The 22,589-nt window shown below is 62.1% G+C and carries 21 protein-coding genes; 6 read left to right on the top strand and 15 right to left on the bottom strand.

The window, feature by feature from the left end:
• Positions 1–75: 75 nt before the first annotated feature.
• The 5 genes from D4A92_RS11870 to D4A92_RS11850 form a co-directional block, all read right to left on the bottom strand.
• Positions 76–993, bottom strand: a complete 918-nt coding sequence (locus D4A92_RS11870) for a cytochrome c (RefSeq protein WP_203013320.1) — start codon at positions 991–993, stop codon at positions 76–78.
• Between the two features lie 86 nt (positions 994–1,079).
• On the bottom strand, positions 1,080–1,523 hold the full coding sequence (locus tag D4A92_RS11865; protein WP_203013319.1) for a c-type cytochrome: 444 nt from the start codon (positions 1,521–1,523) through the stop codon (positions 1,080–1,082).
• A 147-nt stretch (positions 1,524–1,670) separates the two neighbouring features.
• Complete coding sequence (locus D4A92_RS11860; RefSeq protein WP_203013317.1) at positions 1,671–2,567, bottom strand: metallophosphoesterase; 897 nt, start codon at positions 2,565–2,567, stop codon at positions 1,671–1,673.
• 65 nt (positions 2,568–2,632) lie between these two features.
• Complete coding sequence (locus D4A92_RS11855) at positions 2,633–3,709, bottom strand: AI-2E family transporter (RefSeq protein ID WP_203013315.1); 1,077 nt, start codon at positions 3,707–3,709, stop codon at positions 2,633–2,635.
• A 136-nt stretch (positions 3,710–3,845) separates the two neighbouring features.
• Entirely contained in the window at positions 3,846–4,727 is an 882-nt protein-coding gene (locus D4A92_RS11850) for a VOC family protein (RefSeq protein WP_203013313.1), read from the bottom strand.
• Positions 4,728–4,940: 213 nt separating this feature from the next.
• Here D4A92_RS11850 and D4A92_RS11845 point away from each other — a divergent pair, with 213 nt between their 5' ends.
• Together D4A92_RS11845 and D4A92_RS11840 are read left to right on the top strand one after the other, a co-directional pair.
• Positions 4,941–5,351, top strand: coding sequence for a universal stress protein (locus D4A92_RS11845; RefSeq protein ID WP_203013310.1), 411 nt, complete (start codon positions 4,941–4,943; stop codon positions 5,349–5,351).
• Positions 5,352–5,379: 28 nt separating this feature from the next.
• Positions 5,380–5,700 (top strand): TraR/DksA family transcriptional regulator, encoded by a 321-nt coding sequence (locus D4A92_RS11840; protein ID WP_040300134.1) that lies wholly within the window; start codon positions 5,380–5,382, stop codon positions 5,698–5,700.
• A 63-nt stretch (positions 5,701–5,763) separates the two neighbouring features.
• On the opposite strand, the gene D4A92_RS11835 is transcribed toward D4A92_RS11840, so the two are convergent.
• Complete coding sequence (locus tag D4A92_RS11835) at positions 5,764–8,082, bottom strand: Tex family protein (RefSeq protein WP_203013307.1); 2,319 nt, start codon at positions 8,080–8,082, stop codon at positions 5,764–5,766.
• A 172-nt stretch (positions 8,083–8,254) separates the two neighbouring features.
• On the opposite strand from D4A92_RS11835, the gene purD reads away from it, so the two are divergent.
• From purD to D4A92_RS11820, 3 genes are all read left to right on the top strand, one after another.
• A complete protein-coding gene (purD, locus tag D4A92_RS11830; RefSeq protein WP_203013305.1) occupies positions 8,255–9,526 on the top strand; it encodes a phosphoribosylamine--glycine ligase in 1,272 nt (423 codons plus the stop codon).
• A 125-nt stretch (positions 9,527–9,651) separates the two neighbouring features.
• Positions 9,652–10,101, top strand: a complete 450-nt coding sequence (locus D4A92_RS11825; protein ID WP_203013302.1) for a plant virulence effector HPE1-like domain-containing protein — start codon at positions 9,652–9,654, stop codon at positions 10,099–10,101.
• A gap of 271 nt (positions 10,102–10,372) precedes the next feature.
• Positions 10,373–12,193: a methyl-accepting chemotaxis protein gene (locus D4A92_RS11820; RefSeq protein ID WP_203013299.1), complete on the top strand. Its 1,821-nt coding sequence runs from the start codon at positions 10,373–10,375 to the stop codon at positions 12,191–12,193.
• A gap of 58 nt (positions 12,194–12,251) precedes the next feature.
• Here D4A92_RS11820 and D4A92_RS11815 read toward each other — a convergent pair whose 3' ends face one another.
• From D4A92_RS11815 to D4A92_RS11775, 9 genes are all read right to left on the bottom strand, one after another.
• Positions 12,252–12,734, bottom strand: a complete 483-nt coding sequence (locus D4A92_RS11815; protein ID WP_203019930.1) for a DUF523 domain-containing protein — start codon at positions 12,732–12,734, stop codon at positions 12,252–12,254.
• Between the two features lie 9 nt (positions 12,735–12,743).
• On the bottom strand, positions 12,744–13,046 hold the full coding sequence (locus tag D4A92_RS11810; protein WP_203013296.1) for a type II toxin-antitoxin system RelE/ParE family toxin: 303 nt from the start codon (positions 13,044–13,046) through the stop codon (positions 12,744–12,746).
• Positions 13,043–13,288 carry a type II toxin-antitoxin system ParD family antitoxin gene (locus tag D4A92_RS11805; protein WP_203013294.1) on the bottom strand — a complete coding sequence of 82 codons (246 nt, stop codon included), beginning with the start codon at positions 13,286–13,288 and terminating at the stop codon, positions 13,043–13,045. Before D4A92_RS11805 ends, D4A92_RS11810 begins: the two co-directional genes overlap by 4 nt.
• A gap of 105 nt (positions 13,289–13,393) precedes the next feature.
• Entirely contained in the window at positions 13,394–15,727 is a 2,334-nt protein-coding gene (gene glyS / locus D4A92_RS11800) for a glycine--tRNA ligase subunit beta (protein WP_203013291.1), read from the bottom strand.
• Between the two features lie 97 nt (positions 15,728–15,824).
• Complete coding sequence (locus tag D4A92_RS11795; RefSeq protein ID WP_203013288.1) at positions 15,825–16,130, bottom strand: HigA family addiction module antitoxin; 306 nt, start codon at positions 16,128–16,130, stop codon at positions 15,825–15,827.
• Between the two features lie 14 nt (positions 16,131–16,144).
• A complete protein-coding gene (locus D4A92_RS11790) occupies positions 16,145–16,426 on the bottom strand; it encodes a type II toxin-antitoxin system RelE/ParE family toxin (RefSeq protein WP_203013285.1) in 282 nt (93 codons plus the stop codon).
• A gap of 52 nt (positions 16,427–16,478) precedes the next feature.
• The gene (locus tag D4A92_RS11785; protein WP_203013282.1) at positions 16,479–18,416 is read right to left on the bottom strand and encodes a DUF2207 domain-containing protein; all 1,938 of its coding nucleotides are present in this window, start codon (positions 18,414–18,416) and stop codon (positions 16,479–16,481) included.
• On the bottom strand, positions 18,413–19,678 hold the full coding sequence (locus D4A92_RS11780) for a 3-phosphoshikimate 1-carboxyvinyltransferase (RefSeq protein WP_203013278.1): 1,266 nt from the start codon (positions 19,676–19,678) through the stop codon (positions 18,413–18,415). Before D4A92_RS11780 ends, D4A92_RS11785 begins: the two co-directional genes overlap by 4 nt.
• A gap of 124 nt (positions 19,679–19,802) precedes the next feature.
• Positions 19,803–20,354, bottom strand: coding sequence for a LemA family protein (locus D4A92_RS11775; protein WP_203013275.1), 552 nt, complete (start codon positions 20,352–20,354; stop codon positions 19,803–19,805).
• Between the two features lie 201 nt (positions 20,355–20,555).
• Here D4A92_RS11775 and D4A92_RS11770 point away from each other — a divergent pair, with 201 nt between their 5' ends.
• Positions 20,556–22,568 carry a sensor histidine kinase gene (locus D4A92_RS11770; RefSeq protein WP_203013273.1) on the top strand — a complete coding sequence of 671 codons (2,013 nt, stop codon included), beginning with the start codon at positions 20,556–20,558 and terminating at the stop codon, positions 22,566–22,568.
• Positions 22,569–22,589 lie beyond the last annotated feature (21 nt).

Genomic DNA, 22,589 nt, shown 5'->3' with positions numbered 1-22,589 from the left:
TCCCCTCCGCAGTCAGTTCGACGACGGAAAGATGACAGGCAAGGCTTGCGCGATGCTGAACAGGCCTGACGCCCGTTATTGCACCGCCGGAATGGCCTTCAGGTAGGCAGCGATTGCCTCTCTATCGGCGGCGGGAAGCTCCGCCATGTTCTTCTGCACTTCGACCATGGAGCCGCCGACGCTGTCGTAGTCGGGTGTGAAGCCGGTCTCCAGATAGTTGACGATGTCGCCCTCGCTCCAGGAGCCCATGCTTCTGGAACCCGGGGTAATATTGGGAATCGATCCCTCGCCTTCAGGGTTCGGACCGCCCGCGAGCCACTGGCCTGCCAGGAAACCGCCAAGCGCGTTGCGTGGTGTGTGGCATTCGCCGCAATGGCCGGGACCTTCGACGAGATATTGCCCGCGCTTCACCATGTCGGAGGCGTCAGCCAGTTCGACCCGAGGCGCATCGCTATAGTAGAGGAACTTCCAGCCGCCCAGCACGACACGCTGGTTGAAGGGGAAGCCCAGCTCATGCGCAGGTGCTACGGCATCACTCGCCGGCAGCGTCTTCATGAAACCGTAGAGGTCGTTGATATCCTTGGGCGTCATGCGCGCATAGGAGCCATAGGGGAAGGACGGGTAGAGGTGTTCGCCGTCGCGACCGACCCCACGGGTCATGGCATCGCCGAATTCTGCGAGTGTCCAGGCGCCGATCCCGGCTTCCGGGTCGCTGGAGATGTTTGGCGCATGGAAGGTGCCGAAATCACTCTTGAGCGGCGCGCCGCCTGACAGCACCAGCCGGGCATCCCCCGTGGCGCCTGCCGGTGCATGGCAACTGGCGCAGCCGCCGGCGAAGAAGACCTCACGACCATGCGCGAGATCCGGTTCACCTAGATTGGCCCAGACCGCAGGGTCCTGGCGCTGAGGCGCGGTGATGAAAAGGAACGTGCCGAAACCGGCTGCACCGAGCACGGCGAGCGTGCCGAGCCCCTTGATCCAAGTCGACGCCATCTAGGCCTCCAATGTCTGATAGTGCCCTGCGGGCAACTGTTCGGCGGGCGATCCGGCAATCCGGAAGGACGCCCGCCGGGAAGGCCTTATTTCTTCAGACGGTAGGTCTGGTGGCAATCGCCGCAGGTGGCGCCGACGGCCTGCATGGCGGCGGCAACGCCCGCCTGATCGGCCGGCAGGGTAGCAAGTTGCGCTTCTGCAGCGGAAGCGAGCTTTGCGGACTTGGCCTTGAAGTCGTCCATGTTCTGCCAGATCGCGGGGGCGGCTTCTGAATCCATGCCGGTTTCGCTGCCTGCCGGGAAGTGATCGGGGAAGGTCTTGCCAACTTCGGCAAGCGTGGTCAGCGCAGCCGTCACCGCTTCCGCGTCATAGGGCTTCTCGCCCTTGGCGATGGCGCCGAGCGCGCCCATGGCACCGCCGACCTTCTTCATTTCTTCCTGCCGGACGGCCTGCGGTTCCCCCGCAGCAATCGCTGCGGTCACGCCAAGACAGATCGCCGTCGCGGCAGACAGAACGAGTTTCAACTTCATCAGCTTTTCTCCAGGGGCTCAGCCGGACGCGCCGGCGATCGTTAGCGGGGCACCCTATGTTTGACGCCTTGGAACATCCGATTGAAGTCACAAAGGAGTGATGAGTCCTGCCCCCGGCAAGTTTCAGATATTTATAACGAATTCACGTCAGTCGGCTGTCAGCAAATTGTCAGCGAACAGGCCTGCACGGTGCTTTTCGAGACGAAGCTGGAGGCTACGGTCAGGCTCGCGTCCGTGTCCCGCGATCTCGATCCGGTCGTCGAAGACGGAAAGGATCGCGAAGGCGTTCTGATGCTCCGTATCGACCATGCCGCGGAAGTTGACGAAGTGAACGCCGTTCTTCTCGCCATAATTGCCGGTGTGCTGATGGCCGCAGAGATAGGCCAGGGCCGCGGGGGAATCGGCGATGAGATCAGAGAGAGCCTCGGCACTCCACAGCGCATGATCGGATGGCGGATAGATGGGGTAGTGTCCGAGAAGAATGACGTCTTCGCCGCTTTCCTCCGCGGCCGCCAGCTGATCGGCAATCCAGGTCATCTGGCGATCGGAGATGCCGGCATTCCACCTGTTTGCATTTGTTGCGCCCTTTGCCCGCATTGCTGCAAGACGCTGCTCGGCTTCTATCCGCCGAGGGTCGCCCTCCGGCGGAGCGAAAAGCGAGATCTCATTGCCATCGGTGACAAGTAGGCGAAGACCCTTGATCTGCACCGCATGGTAGGGAGCCGGCATGCCGAGCCTCGCGTAAACCTCTGGTAGATGCACCGGGTCGACCATGAAGTCGTGATTGCCCGGCAGCAGGATGCGCGGCGCCTGCAGCGTCTCGAGGAGATCGAGAACGGGTGGGAAATTATCCCAGCCACGATCGATCAGGTCACCCAGCACCACCACGGCATCGAGGTTCTGGGCGTTGAAATGCTCCACGGCTTCTCCCAGCTTGTCGAGCGAGCGGCGAAAGTAGCGCCCTCGCTCGCGATCCGGATCGAGATCGGCATATTGGGGATCGGCGATGATGCCGAGCCGCAGGCGGGCGAGATCGTTAGTCATGGATGCACCGTTTGCCGTTTTCGACGGTGCATAGGTCTTTGCCGTGACGGCTGAATGACAGTTGCTCAGTCAGGAAGATTCGGCTGGATCCGGGTCGGCGGCACGATGCCACCATAAATCGTGATGCAGATCAGCGTCAGCGGGACCGCCAGCATGGCCCCCACCGCTCCCCATAGCCAGGTCCAGAAGACGATGGCGACGAACAGCATGAAAGCGTTCATTTGCAGGCGTTTGCCCATCACGGCGGGGATCAGCAGATTTTCCAGCAGGCCGTTGAGCATGAAAAAGACGATCGCCGGCAGCAGGCCCAGCAATATGCCTTCATGTGCCAGCAAACCGCCAAAGGCCATGGCAAGGGTTACGGTGGCGATGCCGATAAACGGAATGAAGCTCAGGAGGAAGGTCGCCACGCCCCACAGCGCTGGGGTTCCCAGACCACCGAACCAGGCCACCATGGCGGCAACAACTCCGAAGAGGCCGTAGACGACGACGGCCGTGGCGAAATAGTAGCCCAGCGCTTCCTCAACCTCGTTGAACAGACGGATGGCCCTCAGCCGACGGGCACGGTCTGAAAAGGTGCGGATCAGTTCCCGACGCAGTGCCAGACGGCAGGAGAGGAAAAGCAACAGGCCGGCGATGAAGATGAACAGCTGGATCAAGGCTGGCGTCACGCCGGTTGCAATGGTCGACAGAATGGAGCCCGAATTCTCCAGCATCGTTTCCATGGAATCGGGCCCCCGAGACAGGATCGCCATCGGGCGTTCCAACCAGGGAATGCTCTGCAGGTATTCGATGACCCGGTTGACCATGTCGGGGCCGTTCTCGATCAACATATTGACCGGTGTCCAGACGATGCTGGTCAGAACGATGAGCAGCACGAGGAAGAGCCCGGAGAGAATGATGGCCGTTACGGTCGGCGGGACGCCGAGATTGCCGAGACGGTCGGCCGCAATTCCGAGGATGAGGCCGACCACGATCGCCATGGTCAGCGGGATGAGGACGAAGGAGGCCAAATGCAGCGCAACGAGCGCAAAGATCAGAAAAAGACCGATCACCGACCAGGACACGACATAGTCGAGCCCGGTCTTCTTGAAGCGGACCTTGCGAGAAGGGCTTTTGCGATGGTTGACCTGGACGTTCACCGGACGCTCCCGGACAGGTAATTCTCTCGGCGGATAGATGGCGACATGATATTGTTCCCTCGCGACGTCTCTCAACGCCCGGGAACAATATCCGTTCCACCGGGAAACCCATGGTCGACACCTGGGACCTGGCGAATCAGCCCTGAGGGGCAACCAGCGTCAGACCAATGCCCCATGGGTCTGCGAGACTGAAGCCGCGCGCGGTGCGGTCGACCTTGATTTCCAGGCCCTCCAGCGTGGCGAGCACACCGCTCAGGACAGAGTGATCGTTGAAGGCGAGTTCGTAGTCCTGGAGCCCGGTCATCGCCCCTGTGCGCGCCGGCGCCTTGCGGCTGTTCCAGATGTTGGCGGCCACATGATGATGATAGTTGCCGGAGGCATAGAAACTCGCGCCCGGATAGCTCGCCATCTTCTTCAGACCCAGCACGCCTTCATAGAAGCGGTCCGCCTCCGGTACGTCGCCGACCTGGAGATGAATGTGGCCGAGCGCGGCCTCGGAAGAGATCCCCGCCCACGGCGTCTTCGGAGCACTGTCATAGAGCGCCTGCAGATCCAGCCGGCGTGTATCCATTTCGACGGTTCCGTCTGGATGATAGGTCCATTCGCTTGGCTGGCGATCCCGGTAGACCTCAATGCCGTTGCCTTCTGGGTCCGAAAGATAGATCGCCTCGCTGACCAGATGGTCGCTGGCGCCGTCGAACTGGAGGCCAAGATGGGCAGCGTGCACCAGCCAATGGGCAAGCTCGGCGCGATCCGGCATGAGGAAGGCATTGTGAAAGAGACCTGCGGCATTGCGGGGTGCAGGGGCTGCATCGCTACGTGTCGTCAGCGTCAGCAGAACGCGGTCACCGGCGCCGAGATCGACACCACTTTGGCCATGCGCAAGGCGCTTCAAGCCGAGCGCCTTCTCGTAGAAACCCGCCATCATCTCCAGATCACGCACGACAAGATGCGCCCGGCCGACATGCACGGGGCGGCTCAGGGCAAAGGATGCTGATTGGTCATCGGCGTGGGTCATCATGTTTCTCCTGCGGCCGTCTGGGGCCTCTTAACAGAGATATGGGACAAAACCGTCGTTCACAAAAGATGACATTTTCTCGAAACATCGTTCGACAAAGATTGACGCTCTACCACGTCCCAAAGTTGATCTTGATCAATGCGCCACAGCGCTGCCGGACGCATTCTGCCGCCATAAAGAGGAAACACCCGGCGGGTGATAAAGGAGAGCAAGATGTACAAGAAGATCATCGTTCCGGTCGATCCGGCAGCCATTGCGGTCGGCGAGACGATCCTGACCAAGGCCAAGTCCCTGCTCGATGCAGGCGGCGAGATCGTGCTTCTGACGATCATCGAGGACATCCCCGGTTATCTGGCGATCGACGTTCCGGTCGATCTCATCGAAGGCGCGATCACCGACGCCAAGGCCAAGCTCGTCACGCTTAAGGAAAAGACCGGTGTCAGCGCCCATCTCGAGATCCGCTCCGGTGCTCCTGCCCGCGAGATCCTGGCGACAGCCGAGGAGCACAAGGCAGACCTGATCATCGTCGGTTCGCATGTGCCCGATTTCTCGAACTACTTCATCGGTGCGACGGCAGACCGGGTGGTGCGCCACTCGAAGATCTCTGTGCTGGTCGTTCGGTGAGGTCATGATGGAGAACCCCGTACAAGCCATGGACACGGCGCATTTCGAACGCATCCTACTCGCCCGCAAGGACGAGATCGAACGGCGGCTGAAAAAGATCGACACCGATCTCGGCACCCTGAAAAGCGCCGATAGCGCCGAACGCGCCACTGAGGCGGAAAACGACGAAGTGCTGGAAGAATTCGGCCAGGTCGGCGAAGAGGAACTCAGGGCAATCGACGCCGCTCTGGACCGAATTGCCAAGGGACGGTATGGTCAGTGCATGAAATGCGGTGAGCCGATTTCGATCGAGCGGCTGAAAGCCGTGCCTCATACGCCATTCTGCCAGGACTGTGCAGCCTCTCATTGAGAGGTACTTTTCGAGGGGCGATGGGCAGGCCGGAGTGATGAGCTCCGGCCTGTTTCTTTTTTGTTATTTCTTGCGCATGGCCTCGGCCAAGGCCGCGCCCAGACCGCCCATTGCGGGCTGCTCCGGCTTCGGCGGGCGGGCGTTCGAATGCTTCATGGCGCTGGCATTGCCTTTGGCATCGCCGCGCATCGAGGGCTGTTGCGCCTCGCCGCCGTCTTTCCGCATGGTGAGCGCGATACGCTTGCGCTTGACGTCGACCTCGACGACGCGGACCTTCACCACGTCACCGGCCTTCACCACCTCATGCGGGTCCTTGACGAAACGATCGGCGAGCTGGGAGACGTGGACGAGGCCATCCTGATGCACGCCGATATCGACGAAGGCGCCGAAGGCGGCGACATTGGTCACGGTCCCTTCCAGCGTCATGCCGACCTTGAGATCGGTGATTTCCTCGACCCCTTCTGCGAAGGTCGCCGTCTTGAAGGACGGGCGCGGGTCGCGACCCGGCTTTTCGAGTTCGGCGAGGATGTCCTTGACCGTCGGCAGGCCAAACTGTTCATCGATGAAGCGCTTCGGGTCGAGGCTCTTCAGTGTGGCGCTATCGCCCATCAGCGAGCGCAGGTCACGTCCGCAGGCGGCGACGATCTTCTTCGCCACACCGTAAGCTTCCGGGTGGACGGAGGAGGCGTCGAGCGGCTCCTTGCCGTTCGGGATGCGCAGGAAGCCGGCGCATTGCTCAAAGGTGCGGGCGCCGAGGCGCGGGACTTTCAGGAGATCCTTGCGGCTGGCGAAAGGTCCGGTCTCGTCGCGATGGGCGACAATGGCTTCCGCCGTCGTCTTGCCGAGACCCGACACGCGGGCGAGCAGCGGGGCGGACGCCGTATTCACGTCGACGCCAACGGCATTCACCGCATCTTCGACGACGGCATCGAGCGAGCGGCCGAGGCGGCCCTGGTCGACGTCGTGCTGGTACTGGCCGACGCCGATCGACTTCGGCTCGATCTTGACGAGTTCGGCGAGCGGGTCCTGCAGGCGCCGGGCAATCGAGACGGCGCCACGCAGAGAGACGTCGAGATTGGGGAATTCCTTGGCCGCCGTTTCCGAGGCTGAATAGACGGAGGCGCCGGCTTCCGAGACGATGACCTTGGTGGGCTTCGGCGCGGTGGACGGGAATTGGGCGAGCATGTCGGCCACCAGCTTTTCCGTCTCGCGGCTGCCCGTGCCGTTACCGATCGAGATCAGCTCGACCTTGTGCTTGCGGATCAGCGAGGCGAGTTCGGCCTGGGTGCCGCGAATGTCGTTCTTCGGCGGGAAGGGATAGACGGTCGTCGTTTCCACCACCTTGCCGGTGCCATCGACGACGGCGACCTTGACGCCGGTGCGGATGCCCGGGTCGAGCCCCATGGTCGGACGGGAGCCTGCGGGCGCTGCGAGCAGCAGATCTTTCAGATTACGCGCAAAGACGTGGATGGCTTCTTCCTCGGCCCGCTCACGCAATTCACGCATCAGATCGAGCGAAAGGGAAACAGAGAGCTTGACGCGCCAGGTCCAGCCAGCAACGTCCATCAGCCACTGGTCGGCAGGGCCTTTGCCGGCGACCTGATAGGCAGCCGCGATCATGCGCTGGCTGGTTTTGACAGGGGACGTGTCGTCGCGGTCGACTTCGATCGACAGTGACAGAAATTCCTCGTTCCAGCCGCGCAGCATCGCAAGCGCACGGTGGCCGGGGACCGTTGCCCAGCGTTCGGAATGGTCGAAATAGTCGGCGAACTTGGCGCCGGCCTCGGCCTTGCCGTCGACGAGCTTGGAATAGAGGATCGCGCGATCCTTCATGTCATTGCGAAGCCGGCCAATCAGATCGGCATTTTCCGAGATCTGCTCGGCGATGATGTCGCGAGCACCTTCGAGCGCTGCCTTCACGTCGAGGACTTCCGCGGTGATATAGGCTTCCGCCAGCTTCTGCGGATCGCTCGTGCGGTCGGCCATGATCGCGTCGGCGAGCGGCTGCAGACCCTTTTCGCGGGCGATCTCGGCGCGGGTGCGGCGCTTCGGCTTATAGGGCAGATAGAGATCTTCGAGCTCGGCCTTGGTGGTCACCTGGGCGATCTTGCGGGCGAGCTCATCGGTCATCTTGCCCTGGCCATTGATGCTCTCGAAGATCGACTTGCGGCGAGCGGCAAGCTCACGCAGGTAGATCAGCCGTTCGGCGAGATTGCGCAGCTGCGTGTCGTCAAGACCGCCGGTCACTTCCTTGCGGTAGCGGGCGATGAAGGGAACTGTGGCACCCTCGTCCAGCAGGCCGACCGCCGCCGTGACCTGATCGGGGCGGGCATTGATCTCGGTGGCGATGAGGGCAGCAATGGATCTGATATCGTCGGCCATGGGTCTTCCGCATATTTCGATTCAGGGCGGACCATAGCGGGCGAATGCGGCAAGGCAACGGGCATGCGGCCCACTTCACAGGAAAGCAGGGCCATCCGAAGTCAATTCGGCTTGACCTTTCTCCCCTTCCCCCTTAACCGCCGGGCATTCCCTTGAGCTTTGGAGGCTGGTGATGAAGGTATTGTTGATCGGGTCGGGCGGACGCGAACATGCACTGGCCTGGAAGATCGCCCAGTCGCCGCTTCTGACCAAGCTTTATGCAGCGCCCGGCAATCCCGGCATCGCGGAAGAGGCGGAACTCGTTTCGCTCGATACCGAGGATCACGCTGCCGTCGTACAGTTCTGCAAGGATAAGGCGATCGACTTCGTCGTCGTTGGGCCGGAAGCACCGCTGGTCGCCGGCATTGCCGATCGTTTGCGCGAGGCCGACATCGCGGTTTTCGGACCGTCGGCGGCCGCAGCACAGCTCGAGGGTTCCAAGGGCTTCACCAAGGATGTCTGCGCCCGCTTCAACATTCCAACCGGTGCCTATCAGCGTTTCAACAATGCGCCCAAGGCCAAAGCCTATGTGCGCGAACAGGGCGCGCCGATCGTCATCAAGGCCGATGGCCTGGCCGCCGGCAAGGGCGTCACGGTTGCCATGACGCTGGATGAGGCGCTTGCCGCGATCGACGATTGCTTCGAAGGCGCCTTTGGGGCGGCCGGTGCGGAAGTCGTGGTCGAAGCTTTTCTCGACGGCGAGGAAGCGAGCTTCTTTTGCCTTTCCGACGGCAAGTCGCTTTTGCCGCTTGCGACCGCTCAGGACCACAAGCGTGTCGGCGATGGCGACACCGGCCCGAATACCGGTGGCATGGGCGCCTATTCACCGGCACCGGTCATGACATCAGAGATGGTCGAACGGACGATGAAGGAGATCATCGAGCCGACCATGCGCGGCATGGCGGAGATGGGTCATCCCTTCCAGGGCGTGTTCTTTGCCGGGCTGATGATCACGGCCAAGGGTCCGGAACTGATCGAATACAATGTCCGCTTCGGCGATCCGGAATGCCAGGTGCTGATGATGCGGCTGAAAAGCGATCTTCTAGCGATCCTCCATGCTTCTGCCACCGGCACGCTGGATCAGGTCACAGCCGAGTGGAGCGACGATCCGGCGCTCACCGTGGTTCTGGCGTCGAAGGGCTATCCGGGTGCCTATGACAAGGCGACGCCGATTGCGGCCCTGCCGGACGCCGCTGATGGCGCCAAGGTCTTCCATGCCGGCACGGCGATGAAGGACGGACAGCTCGTTGCGACCGGTGGACGTGTGCTCAACGCCACGGCCCGCGGCTCGAACGTTGCAGAGGCTCAGGCTGCAGCCTATGGCCTGGTTGATGCCGTAAAATGGGAGAACGGCTTCTGCCGTCGCGATATCGGCTGGCGGGCGATCGAGCGCGAGAAGGCCTGAGACACAGGCGGTCTCGCACCGCCTGGAGCACGAAATCGATCATTCGTTCAAATTTTACCAAAGCTCCTGACCGGATCGAAAGAAACACTCGCTAATGTTCATCCCAACAATCGGGGAATAACGTGATGCGTCTCATCGTTTCGACATCCATGATCCTTGCCGTCTCGGCTCTCGCAATGCCTGCCAACGCCGGGTCGATCTCGACGGTGACGGGCCTTTCTGCGACCCAGCCCAGCATTGTTGCGATCGATTGCGCCCACTGCCCGCCGCCGGCCGCACGGGTTGGCCGGACGGCCTACCAGGTCCCCACCGTTCCCGCCGGCAGCCAGACCGCCGAAGTGGTCGATGTCGATGGTGAAAAGAAGCTGAAGCGGGTGGAAAGCTGGCTCGGCGGCTCGCCCGTCGTGGTCTACACATCCGCGACAGGCTGGGCCACTGATGGCTCGACCATCGTTGCGGGTGGCCTGCCCGCTGTCAACGAAATCGACCATGGCGCAACGACCGCCGCCGTCGACGCACCGGTAGAGGCCGACACGGCACCGGTGCTCGCAGGCTTCGACCTGCGCCTCGACTGATCCCCATCCGCCCGCCTAACGATCCGGGCGCGGCGGTCTCTCGTGGTCGACACGGACATAACGCCCGGCCCAGTCCCGGGCGTTATGCCGTAAGGCACCCCTAAATATCACCAGTATATTCTCATAGCGCCATATACTTGGCTGCTTAAAATCATTTCAATCTTTGAAGGCGAGACTGTCTGCAAGTCTTCGGGACATGACGTGCCGATCCGTTCGACTGATCCATCTCCCCAGCGCCCGAACCGCACGACAGACGAAAGCTCCCTCGCCCATGAAAAACCTCCGGATTTCCCTCCAGCTGATCTTGCTGATCGGTGGCCTGATGGCGGCCTTTGCCGCCGCCACCTATCTGCAGGTTCGCTCCTCCACCGAGACCATCTACCAGCAGCGCTACGAACTCCTGAGAACCCAGGTGGAATCGGCGCTCTCGGTCATGAAGGATTACAATGACCGTGCCGTGGCTGGCGAATTCTCCGTCGAAGAGGCCCGGAAGCTCGCTTACGGCCAGGTCGGCAAGATGCGCTTCGAGCCGGACGGCTACTTCTTCGCCTATGACTACGACGTCGTGATGGTCTTTCACCCCAACGCCAAGCTGGTCGGCAATTCCAGCAAGGGCAAGGGCGACACGAACGGCTTCCTCTACCGCGACGAACTGGTCAAGCTCGGTCGCGCCGGTGGCGGCTTCGTCGAATTCATCGGCCCCAAGCCAGGCCAGGATCCGAACGACTACAGCTTCCCCAAGGCCGCTTACGGCAAGGCCTTCGAGCCCTGGAACCTCGTCGTCGTCACCGGCCTCTATACCGACGACCTGAAGGCCGAGATCCGCTCCAGCATCATCAAGACGGTCGGCATGTCCGCCGGCATCTTCGTGCTTGCGCTGATCGCCGCCTATTTCGTCATCCGCAATATCACCAAGCCGCTCAAGGCCATCCATGACGCGCTGGAGGCCGTGGCCGACGAGAATGTCAACATCGCCATCCCGCATACCGACCTCAGCAACGAGATCGGCATGATGGCAACGGCAACGAAGAGCCTGCAGGACAAGGTGCGCGAGCGTCATGCGCTCGCCGCCCGCCAGGAAGAGCAGCAGCGCGAACTCGACGGCGAGCGCAGCCAGAACGCGGAAGCACAGCTCGCTGAAGCGCGCCAGCAGGCGCATGTCGTCTCCACCATCGGCCAGTCGCTGGAAAAGCTCGCCGACGGCGACCTCACCGTACGCTGCGCCGATCTCGGACCGAAATACGCGGCACTCCGCGATAACTTCAACGATGCACTGGCCCGCCTCGAAGAGGCCATGGCCCGCGTCAACCTGAAGGGCAACGATATTGCCGTGTCGAAGGAAGAGATCCGTCGCGCCTCGGGTGAACTTGCCACCCGCACCGAACGTCAGGCTGCCAATCTCGAAGAGACGTCTGCTGCCCTCGACGAACTCACCGTCGCGGTCCGCCAGACAGCGGATGGCGCCCGCGAAGCCGCCAATCGCGTCGGCACGGTCAGCGATGAGGCCCGTCAGAGCGACGAGATCGTCACCAAGGCGATCAACGCGATGAGCGGCATCGAGCAGTCTTCCGCCGAGATCACCAAGATCATCGGCGTGATCGATGAAATCGCCTTCCAGACCAACCTCCTTGCACTGAACGCCGGTGTCGAGGCGGCGCGTGCGGGCGAAAGCGGCAAGGGCTTTGCCGTCGTTGCACAGGAAGTTCGCGAGCTTGCCCAGCGTTCGGCGGCGGCTGCCAAGGAGATCAAGGATCAGATCGCCCGCTCGTCGGCTCAGGTCGAACAGGGCGTGCAGCTGGTCGGCCAGACCGGCGAAGCGCTGAAACGCATCTCCGACCAGATCGCCAGCGCCAACGACATCGTTTCGAAGATCTCGCACAGCGCCCAGGAACAGGACACGACGCTCCGGTCGATCTCGTCCGCGGTCAACCAGCTCGATACGGCAACCCAGCAGAATGCGGCGATGGCCGAGGAAACCACGGCGTCCGCCGAGGTTCTCGCCAATGACACCGGCGACCTGCTCGAGCTGATCCGCAGCTTCAAGACCAGCCAGGCTGGTGCTGGTCAGCCGCAGTATCGCATGGCGAGCTGAGCGAACACCGCTTCCATGAACACAAGGCCGCCGGAGCAATCGGGCGGCCTTTCTCGTTTCAGCGGATGCTTTTGATGTGTGCTTCGAGCTTGTCGAGTTCCAGGTCGGAGAAGACTTCGATGCCGGCCTGACGCATCAGGGCTGCGGTGACGCCGAAACCGGGATGGCGCGTGCCGGAAAACGAGCCGTCATAGATGAAGCTGGAACCGCAGGAGGGGCTGCCGTCGATGAGGAGCGCAATCTCGCAGCCCTGCTCCTGGGCAAAGGCGACGGCCTTGCGGCCACCGGCGAGGAATTCCTCTGTCACGTCACCACCGGTGACTTCCAGCACGCGGGCCCGACCGGCAAGCACATCGTCACCGTTTTTGCCGCCTTCGATTTCCGCGGGTGGACGTGGCGTCGGCAGGCCGCCGGCCTGTTCGGGGCAGTAACCGACAAGGCGACCCTCGGCCTTCCAACGCTCGATCAGGGGATCAGCGAGCGGCTTGCCCTTGCCGTCGTAACGGACGGGGCGGCCGAGAAGACAGGCGCTTATGAGGATTTTGGCGCATCAGAGATCGCCGAGGTGCCGCAGGAAGTCGCTCTTTTCGTGCAGAATTCGCACGACTTCGATCTCGTCCAGCTCCACTTTCCGATAAAAGATCAAGTGGTGATTGACACGCAGGCGCCGGTAGCCGCTCGCGACCATGTAGGCCTGCGGCCCTAACTCCGGTGTCTGGACCAGGCGTTCAAATGCATCGAAGAGATCGTCGATATACCGATCTGCCCGCGCTGGGGATCGCGTGCGGCACGTATAATCCCAGATCGCATCCATGTCCTCCTCGGCAGAGGGACGCAAACGGTAGCCGCTCATCGCATGTATTTCTCGCGCATGCGGGCTTTGAATTCCTCGCGATCAACCGGACGCGCCGGCCCGCTGTTTTCACCCTCGATCAACGCATTGCGCAGCCATTCGATCCGCGCCTGCTCTTCCTTCAAAAGCTTGAGGCCGGCCTCGACCACGTCTTCGGCAGACTTGAACGCACCGCTTTCGAGCTGGGACTCGACGAAGCTGTCATAGGGCTCGGCAATGGTGACCTGAACGGGCTTGTTCATGGGGTGGCTTCCTCTGGACTGCTCGTTCAGTCTAGCACAGGATGCCAACTTCGGAAAACTCGCTGTGTGAAACGAAAGACCCCGCCGAAGCGGGGTCCTAAACATTCAGCCTGTGATCTTGGAGAAATCCGCGACCGTTGCCGTCGCCTCGCGGATCGCCTTCAAGAGCGCCAGGCGGTTGGCGCGGATGGCGGCGTCTTCGTCGTTGACCAGGACATCCTCGAAGAACTTGTCGACCGGGCTGCGGAGCGTCGAGAGTGCCTGCATGGCGGAGCGGAAGTCTTCCGATGCCACGGCTTCAGCCGCCGATTTCGAGGCGGACTGGATGGCGGCGAAGAGCGCCTTTTCGGCGTCGAGCTTCAACAGCGCGTCCGAGACGCCATCGGCGACGACGGTGCCCTTCTTCTCTTCGGCAGCCAAAAGCTGGGTGGCGCGCTTGGTGCCGGCGAGCAGGTTCAGGCCGTCTTCCGAGGTGATGAAGGCGGTCAGGGCTTCGGCCTTGCGGGCAACCATCAACAGGTCGTCGGCTTCAGGCGTCAGCACGGCATCGATGATGTCGTGGCGGGCGCCCTGGTCGCGCAGGTAGACTTTCAGGCGGTCGTGGAAGAAGGAGAGGAGGTCGGCTACAATCGACCGCTCATCCGCTTGCACGGAGGCAACGAAGCGAAAGCGATTGCCGATCTCATTAGCTTCTACCGCTAGCTGCTTAAGGCGCGCTGAAGTGGCGTCGTTATCCTTCGCTTGCTTTGCGCTGAGAACTCTCTGTTCTGCAATGTTCGAGTGGATACGAGAAAAGCGCAACGGCGCCACGAACTGAGAGGCCAATTTTACTCTGACTCCCCTCTCCAAAATCATCCGCACCACGCCGAGCGCTGCACGACGCAGCGCATAGGGGTCCTTCGAGCCGGTCGGCTTTTCGTCGATGGCCCAGAAGCCGACGAGCGTATCCAGCTTGTCGGCGAGCGCGACGGTGAGACCGACCTTGTCTTCCGGCAGACGGTCCGAGGGGCCGTTCGGCTTCCAGTGGTCTTCGATGGCGGCGGCGACAGAGGCGTCTTCGCCCTGCAGGAGCGCATATTTGCGGCCCATCGCGCCCTGGAGTTCGGGAAATTCGCCGACGGCTTCGGTGCGCAGGTCTGCTTTCGCCAGCACTACGGCGCGGTCAACGAGGGCGGCATCGGCGCCGACAACAGGCGTCAGCACCTTGGCCAGTTCGCGGATGCGCGCGACGCGCTCCCCTTGCGTGCCGAGCTTGGCGTGGAAGGTGACGTTCAGCGCATCGAGCTTGGCCATGCGCTGGTCGAGCGGCTTCCTCAAGTCCAGATCGAACTTGGCAGCGGAGGCCTTGAGCGTGTCGAGGTCGGGCAGGTCGCCCTGGTCGCGCTTCCAGAAATGCAGGGCATCGGAGAGGCGGGCGCGCACAACCTTGCCATTGCCATGCATGATCTCACGGCCGCCATCGGTGGCCTGGATGTTGGAGATCAGGATGAAATGGTTGGAGAGCTTGTCGCTCTCGCCCTGCGGGCGCACGACGAAGCACTTCTGGTTGGTCTTGATCGTCAGGCGGATGATCTCGGCCGGGATCGAGAGATAGTCCTCTTCAAACGTGCCGAGCAGAACCTGCGGCCATTCGACGAGGCCGGAGACTTCCTCCAGCAGCCCGTCGTCCTCGACGAGTTCCAGGCCATTGGCAAAGGCGATGTCGCGGGCATCGTGCAGGATCATGTCCTTGCGGCGCTCGGCGTCGAGGATGACCTTGGCGCGCTCCAGGCTCGTCACGTAGTCGTCGAAGCGGCGGACGGTGATGGCGTCAGGCGCGTGGAATCGGTGACCATAGGTGATATTGGATGCGACGATGCCATCGATCTCGAAGGGGATGACCTGGACTTCGTCATGCTCGGGGCCGAAGGTGCAGACGATGGACTGCAGCGGGCGCACCCAGCGCAGGCTTTCCATGCCCTTGCCCTCAATGCCGCCATAGCCCGAGCCCTTGGGCATGGAGGCGAAACCGGAGCGCATCGATTTCGGCCAGGGGAATGTGCGGATGATGCCGGGCATGACATCGGCGATGATCTCTTCCGCCGCACGGCCGGGCTTTTCCATGTAGGCGACGTAGAAATCGCCCTTCTTCGGATCGGTCTTGATGATGGCCTGCTCGATCGAGGTGAGGCCGGCACCTCGCAGGAAGCCGTCGATGGCACCCTGAGGCGCCGAGACGCTCGGGCCCTTCTTCTCTTCCTTGATATCGGCCGAGCGGGCTGTGAGGCCACGGATGTCCAGTGTCAGACGTCGCGGCGTCCAGTATTCGCGCGCGCCTTCATAGGTCAGACCGGCATCGACAAGCGCATCGGTGACCATCTTCTTCAGATCGCCAGCCGCCTTGCGCTGCATACGGGCCGGGATTTCTTCGGAGCGGAGTTCGAGCAGGAGATCGGGCATAGGGACTGACTTTTTGAACTGTTGCGAAAGGCTGCGCGGGACTTAGCAAGCCGCGCGGCAAAAGTCATCCATGGATGCGTGCAAAAAGGCGGGTGGATCAGGCGGCGGTCAGATCTGTTCGCACCGGAATGGTTGCCAGCTCGGCGGCTTTCGCCGTCGCTTCCGTCTTCAGGTCGTAGCTGGTCTGAAGGTTCATCCAGAACTGAGGCGACATATCGAAATAGCGGGCAAGGCGCAGAGCCGTATCGGGCGTCAACGACGTCTGCTCTGCGACAAGACGCTCAATCCGGGTGCGCGGCACGTTCAAGAGGCGCGCAAGGGCGCCAGCGCTCATGTTCAGCGGCTCAAGGAATTCGTCGCGCAGAATTTCACCGGGATGGACGGGCGGCAGGACGATGGTCATGGCATGTCTCCTTCTCAGTGGCAGTCGACGATCTCAACCTGTTCGGCACCGTTGTCGGACCAGACGAAGCAGATACGCCATTGGTCGTTGATCCGGATCGAATGTTGCCCAGCCCTGTCGCCCTTCAAAGCTTCCAACCGGTTGCCGGGTGGGCGCATCAGATCTGTCAGGGAGGTGGCATTGTCGATCAGTGTCAACTTGACGACTGCACGCCTAAGAAGATCTGCGGGGAAGCCCTTAGGCGCTTTTCCAGAGGCCACCGCCTCCGTCATTGCACTCGCATAAGACCGGATCATGTAGTGCCTCAGAGATCACAGATGTATCATCACACGATACATTTGTCGAGGACTACCACCCTCCCCCGCCGCCGCCGCCACCGCCGCCGCCGGAAGAGCCGCCGGAGAAGCCTGACGACGACGAGGAGCTGGATGGAGGGGGTGTCGGGATGGTGGAGGCGATCGTCGAGGCCATGGAGGAGGAGAAGCCGCCGATCCGGTCGCCGAGATTGCCGCGATTGCTGCCGTGGTACCAGGCCGGATTGTAAGCTGTCGCGGCTGCGGCTCCGGCAGCGGCTGTCGCGAGCCAGGTTTCGAAGGTACGCGACCATGGCTTTTCGACGCCGAGCGCCACGGCATAGGGCAGGAGCTTTTCGAAATGGCTGGGCGACATGGTCGGCGCGCCGGCCATGTTCATCCGGTCTTTCTCGGCGAGTGTCAGATAGATGCGCAGGCCCTCGATGCCGTCCATCAGCTTGCGCCCGAGCGGCGTCGGCGCGCCCATCAGGAAGAAAAAGAGGAGGTTGACCAGAAGGATGCCGCCGAAGGCGATGAGCACTGGGAACTGGTGGGTGGCTTCGAGATCAATCCACATGGAGATCAGCATCAGGCCCATGGTGGAGAGCGCGACAAAGCCGATCAGGGCCAGCGCCAGGATGGCGATGATCTTGCTGAACAGAGAGCGGCCCCGCCTGAACGAGTTGACCAACCCGATCGTGAAAGTACCGAAGAAGACCGAGAAGAAGGTGGGCACGAAGATCAGCGCATAGACATCCTCGTCGAGGTCGCCGAAGATGAAGAGCGAGGCGACGACGGCGATCGAGAGGCCGATGCCGAGCGACGTGTAGCCGGCATTGCCCTTGTAATACTTGTTGCGGTGTTCTTTTTCGATCGCCTGGCGAAAGCGATTGCCGACCGATTGCACCTTCTTGCCATTGGCCTTGTCGATGATGAGCGCGTCGCCGGCAGACGGGATTTCCGCAATCAGTGCGGCCTCACCGGACTGCAGCTTGCCGGTGACGGCCTTCTTCGTGCGGCGGATGGTAATGCTGTTGTCGAGATCATCGAGTTCGACATAGCCAGCCACGGCGAGATTGAGTGCCGCGGCCGAAAGTGCGGTCCAGCCGGCTCCGGAGAAACCCCTGTTGTCGATATAGTTGACGAGCGCCGGTGAAATTCCCTCCGGCGGATCCCAGCGCGGGACCACGACGCCCTTCGGCGGGTCGCGGCCGACGGCTGCCCAGGAACGCAGGTAGTAGAGGAAAATGACGGCCAGGCCGCCGAAGCCGATGATGGTGTTGAGGTTGTCGCGGATGAACCACCAGGTGCTGTCTTCCGACGAGGGTGCTGCGACCACGCCCTTGTCGAAGGCGAGCACGATGGTCAGTCCCTCGTTCGGGCCGAGCGGTCGTGTGGTCTCAAATTCGAGGCCATTCGATCCCGGAATTTCACGAGCATTCTGGGCGGTGGACCCCGAGGGACCGGTGTAGACGGTGGTCCTCGTCGGAAGCGCGCCTTCTGGCAGCGTGACGGTCGCGCCCGCGCGATCGATCGGGAAGAGCCAGCCATTGCCGGTCACGTTCCAGTAGAGTTCGTCATGGTCCTCGAAATAGCGGATCTGACGACCGGTGCGATAGGTGATGGTGTAGGTGTATTCGCCCGGCTGGAGGAAGACGTCGGCCGAGCCGGTATAGATGCGGATGCCGCCGGAGACGGATTCGGTGTGATTGGGCTCCGGCCGACCGTCCCGCTCCACCGAAATCAGCTCGAAATCGACCTTCTGGCGGAAGCCCCGCGCGTCCCGCGCATAAAGCGGGAAGTCGCGAAAAATGCCGCGCCTGATCTCGTTGCCCTCGGCATTGACGGTGATCGTTTCCGTCACCTCAATCGTGGCATCGGGCAGGACCGTGATATCCGCGTGGTATTCGCGGATGACCTCTTCGGCCTGCGCGCCGCATGCCATCCAGATGAGGAGAAGGAAAGCGGAGCAGAGGCGAAGAAGCGTAGTCATTTCGGGTCGTTCCTGACGAGATCGACGCCGAGTGAGGCGAGCGCATCCCAGTAAGCGGGATAAGTCTTGGCCACGCAGCCGGGGTCGAGGATGGTGATGTCGCGGATCTTGAGACCCGCCAGTGCAAAGCTCATGGCGATGCGGTGATCGGCGAAGGTGTCGATGTCAGCCGGCAGCGACTGGCCTGCGAGCGAGGGGTCAGAGAAGACGAGGAGATCGTCGCCCTCTTCCTTGGCAAGGCCCTCGCGGATGTTGTTCAGCCCCGTCGAGACGGCGCGGATGCGGTCGCATTCCTTGACGCGGAGGTTCTCGATGCCGACGAAGCGCACCGGCGTCTCGTTGAAGGCTGCCAGCACGGCAATCGTCGGGATCGCATCCTGCATCTGGCTGCCGTCGATGACGGCGGGCATGTTCGGGAACTGGGCGATCACGTCATAGGCCTTGGCGTCCGGCTGGGTGAAAGCGTCAGACGGCGTGCCGATATCGATCTGGCCCTTGGTCAGAACTTCCGCGCCCCAGAGATAGGTGGCGGCAGAGGCATCGGGCTCGATGTGAAAATCGGTCGCGGTATAACCGGTGGGCTGGATGACCCAGGATGATGGCGTCGGTTGCTCGACCTTGGCACCGAAAGCACGCATGGCCGACAACGTCAGATCGATGTAACCGCGGGCGCCGATATCGGCACCGGCAAGCTCGATGGTGAACGGCTCGGAACCGCAGGCAGCTGCCATCTGCAGGGCCGAGACATACTGGCTCGACAGGCCGGCATCGATGATGACGTGGTTTTTCTTGAAGGCGCCATTGGCGTCGATCGCGACCGGCGGGCACCCCGAGGGCGCGGCGATGGCCACGCCGAGCGACTGCAGCGCCTCGACCAGCGGCTTGATCGGCCGCTTGCGCATGTGTTCATCGCCGTCAACGACGTAGCGGCCCTTGCCCAGCGCGAGGGCCGCGGTGAGAAAGCGGGTGGCGGTGCCGGCGTTGCCAAGGAAGAGCGGTTCTGCTGGCGACTTCAACTCGCCCGTGCTGGTGACGACGAAGGTGGTGGCGTCAGGCTCCTCGACGGTGACGCCCATCTGGCGGAGCGCTTCGGCCATATAGCGGGTGTCGTCGCTCTTCAGCGCGCCGGTCAGGCGGCTGGTGCCCTTGGCGAGGCCTGCCAAGAGAAGCGCACGGTTGGTGATGGATTTCGAACCCGGAGGGCTCACCTTGCCGGTCAGGGCATGGGCGGGCGGGAGGATGGTCACGCTGTCAGTCGTCATGGATCCCAGTCTCAATGCATCGTCCTAAGCAGCCTTCAAAAGAAGCTTGCTTGGTTTATTGTTGTCTCGCGGGTTCTTGTCGGGAAACCGAGGAACACTTTTCCGGAACCCGCTGGAACGGACGTCAGAACTTGACCGTCGGTACCGCACGGTCGGCCTCGTTGGCAATCTCGAAATAGGGTTTCTTCGAGAAGCCGAACTGGCCGGCGACGAGGTTGTTGGGGAAGCTCTCGACCTTGACGTTCAGATCGCGGGCCGCGCCATTGTAATAGCGGCGCGACATCTGGAGCTCGCCTTCGACGGTTTCCAGCGAACGCTGCAGCTCAAGGAAATTCTCGTTGGCTTTCAGATCCGGATAGGCTTCTGCCAGCGCGATGATCCTGCCGAGCGCTGCCCCGAGCAGACCTTCGGCCTGCGCGCGACCGGCAACATCGCCCGCGGGCACGGCCTGCGCCCTGTTGCGCAGCTCGACGACGTTCTCAAGCGTCTCCTTCTCATGGCCGGCATAGCCCTTCACCGTCTCGATCAGGTTGGGGATGAGGTCTGCCCGGCGCTTCAGCTGCACGTCGATGCCCGACCAGGCTTCCTCGGCCATCTGCCGGGCCTTCACCAGGCCGTTGTAGATGAAGACGAGATAGGCGCCGATGGCGGCAAGAATGGCAAGTGTCGTGAACATAATGCGAGGGCTCCCCAGCTGAATTGGCCGCACGTTAGCGGGTCACCGAAAGAAAGTCATGACCGAACTTCCGGGGATCCCCAGGTGCCTGACTGGAAAATGCCGGAGGAAATTGCGTCAAATTCGACGCATGCGAAAACCGTTCCGTTAATCCGAGTCTTCTAATGTAACATTCCGAAAGGTTTTGCAGCGGAGCCACGCATGCAGACAATAAGCTGGAATTCTCTACCCCCGTGGGCCCTGCTCGCCAGCCGCGACATCCTGAAAGCGGCGCTTCCGGAGCGACGGCTCAGCGATACGCTGAAGGATGTTCTTTCGATCATCACTGCGCTGCCGCAACTCGATCTTTCGGAGATGGCGGCGATCTATATCCGCGACGCAGGACAGGACCGGCAACGGCTGCTGCACCACAACACGGCGGACCAGTTGGAACTGCCGATTGACCTGCCGCTGGGCGCACGGATGCCCGAATGCATTGCGGATCGAGAAGACCTCCATCCCTACTGGATACCCATCAGTCTGCCCGGCAATCCGGATTTCGGCACCGGCGTCTTCTTCAGCCGCAGCGACAGACCGATCAACCTGGAGAGCCTGTCTGCACTGCGGCTGCTCACTCAGGACATCGGACCGATCATCCAGCAGCGCAATGGCTGCACGTCGTCCCTTCTCGACATGGTCGAGCTCTCGACCGACGAGATCTATATCTTCGAGCCGCAGCGCTTCACGATCAGCCGGACGAATGCGACGGCGAGTGTCCGGACGGGCTATGCGCGCGAAGCCCTGAACGGCATGACGCCCGCATCGCTCAAGGTGGGCATCTCCGAACTCGATTATCGCGCCAAGCTCATGCCGCTCGTCGAGGGCAGCACCCAGAGCGTGACCTTTGACGCGACCCAGCGGCGGCGAAACGGGACCGTCTATCCGGTCAAGGTGCATGTCTGGCGGATCCGCGGCCCCTCTTCCGACCTCTTTGCCGAGGTTGCAATCGCAACCGCCGACCAGCGCAAGGCCTTTGGGCTGCTGGAGCAAGTCTTCGATGCCATTCCGGGCGGGATCGGCGTCTTCGACAATCGCTCGCGGCTCTTGATGGCAAACCGGCGGCTCTATGACCTGATGAACATTCCGCCGGAGATGTTTCCACCTGGTTCCAAGTTCGAAGACATCCTCCGCTACAATGCCAGCCGCGGAGAATGGGGCGATGGCGACCCTGAAGCCATGGTCCGCGAGCGGGTGGAGCAGGCAGCTCTCGGACTGCCCTACAGCTTCGAGCGAGAGCGCAAGAGCGGCAAGGTGCTCGCCGTGCGCTCGGAGCCGCTTTCGAATGGCGGCTATGTGTTGAGTTACTCCGACATCACGCTGCGCAAGCGGGCCGAAAAGGATCTCATCCGCCACCGTGACGCGCTCGAAAGAACGGTCCATCAGCGCACCGCCGAAATCGCCGCCCAGGCAGCAGCGCTGGAAGAGGCGTTACAGCAGGAGAAGAACATCAACGCGATGCAGCGGCAGTTCGTGGCGATGACCAGCCACGAATTCCGCACGCCGCTCGCGATCATCGACGGCGCTGCGCAGCGCATCCAGCGCAAGAAGGGCGAGATGGAAGCGCGCTTTCTCGCGGACAAGACGCAGCAGATCCGATCGGCCGTTGCCCGCATGGTGGTGCTGATGGAAAGCTTCCTGTCTGCCGGGCGCATGGACACCGGCAAGATCGAGCTGACACTGGTCGACTGCTCCCTGCACAAGTTGATCGAGCAGGCCATCAAGCGGCAGAAGCTCTCATCCCAGCATCACCGTTTCGATGCCGAAATCGAGGCTTTGCCGTCCGTCATTCGATGCGATGCGCTGGGGATTTCCCAGGTACTGACCAACCTGCTGTCCAACGCCGTCAAATATGCGCCGCGCGCGCCCGACATCACCATCCGCGGCTGGGAGGAGGACGGCTTTGTCTTTCTCTCAGTCAAGGACAAAGGCGTCGGCATCGACGCGGAGGATGTGCCGAAACTCTTCCAACCCTATTTCCGCGCCCGCACCTCGACCGGCATTGCCGGTACGGGGATCGGCCTGTCGCTCGTCAAGCAGATCGTAGCCCTGCATGACGGCGACATCTTTGTCGAAAGCGAACGGGGAAAGGGTACCTGTTTCACGCTTGTGCTGCCGATCCAGGGACCGGCAGCCAAAGACACTGCCGAACCGGCGCCGGAGGTCAGCGCCGCCTGAACCATAGGTCAGAAAGGATAA

It is taken from the genome of Rhizobium rosettiformans (assembly GCF_016806065.1).
GTDB lineage: Bacteria > Pseudomonadota > Alphaproteobacteria > Rhizobiales > Rhizobiaceae > Allorhizobium.
Note: the sequence above shows the minus strand (reverse complement) of the source record. Positions and strands in the feature narration are given on the sequence as shown.

Coding starts and splice junctions, on each gene's coding strand:
- D4A92_RS11870 (WP_203013320.1), bottom strand. CDS start 993: ATGGCGTCGACTTGGATCAAGGGGCTCGGCACGCTCGCCGTGCTCGGT.
- D4A92_RS11865 (WP_203013319.1), bottom strand. CDS start 1,523: ATGAAGTTGAAACTCGTTCTGTCTGCCGCGACGGCGATCTGTCTTGGC.
- D4A92_RS11860 (WP_203013317.1), bottom strand. CDS start 2,567: ATGACTAACGATCTCGCCCGCCTGCGGCTCGGCATCATCGCCGATCCC.
- D4A92_RS11850 (WP_203013313.1), bottom strand. CDS start 4,727: ATGACCCACGCCGATGACCAATCAGCATCCTTTGCCCTGAGCCGCCCC.
- D4A92_RS11845 (WP_203013310.1), top strand. CDS start 4,941: ATGTACAAGAAGATCATCGTTCCGGTCGATCCGGCAGCCATTGCGGTC.
- D4A92_RS11840 (WP_040300134.1), top strand. CDS start 5,380: ATGGACACGGCGCATTTCGAACGCATCCTACTCGCCCGCAAGGACGAG.
- D4A92_RS11835 (WP_203013307.1), bottom strand. CDS start 8,082: ATGGCCGACGATATCAGATCCATTGCTGCCCTCATCGCCACCGAGATC.
- purD (WP_203013305.1), top strand. CDS start 8,255: ATGAAGGTATTGTTGATCGGGTCGGGCGGACGCGAACATGCACTGGCC.
- D4A92_RS11825 (WP_203013302.1), top strand. CDS start 9,652: ATGCGTCTCATCGTTTCGACATCCATGATCCTTGCCGTCTCGGCTCTC.
- D4A92_RS11820 (WP_203013299.1), top strand. CDS start 10,373: ATGAAAAACCTCCGGATTTCCCTCCAGCTGATCTTGCTGATCGGTGGC.
- D4A92_RS11810 (WP_203013296.1), bottom strand. CDS start 13,046: ATGAGCGGCTACCGTTTGCGTCCCTCTGCCGAGGAGGACATGGATGCG.
- D4A92_RS11805 (WP_203013294.1), bottom strand. CDS start 13,288: ATGAACAAGCCCGTTCAGGTCACCATTGCCGAGCCCTATGACAGCTTC.
- glyS (WP_203013291.1), bottom strand. CDS start 15,727: ATGCCCGATCTCCTGCTCGAACTCCGCTCCGAAGAAATCCCGGCCCGT.
- D4A92_RS11795 (WP_203013288.1), bottom strand. CDS start 16,130: ATGACCATCGTCCTGCCGCCCGTCCATCCCGGTGAAATTCTGCGCGAC.
- D4A92_RS11790 (WP_203013285.1), bottom strand. CDS start 16,426: ATGATCCGGTCTTATGCGAGTGCAATGACGGAGGCGGTGGCCTCTGGA.
- D4A92_RS11785 (WP_203013282.1), bottom strand. CDS start 18,416: ATGACTACGCTTCTTCGCCTCTGCTCCGCTTTCCTTCTCCTCATCTGG.
- D4A92_RS11780 (WP_203013278.1), bottom strand. CDS start 19,678: ATGACGACTGACAGCGTGACCATCCTCCCGCCCGCCCATGCCCTGACC.
- D4A92_RS11775 (WP_203013275.1), bottom strand. CDS start 20,354: ATGTTCACGACACTTGCCATTCTTGCCGCCATCGGCGCCTATCTCGTC.
- D4A92_RS11770 (WP_203013273.1), top strand. CDS start 20,556: ATGCAGACAATAAGCTGGAATTCTCTACCCCCGTGGGCCCTGCTCGCC.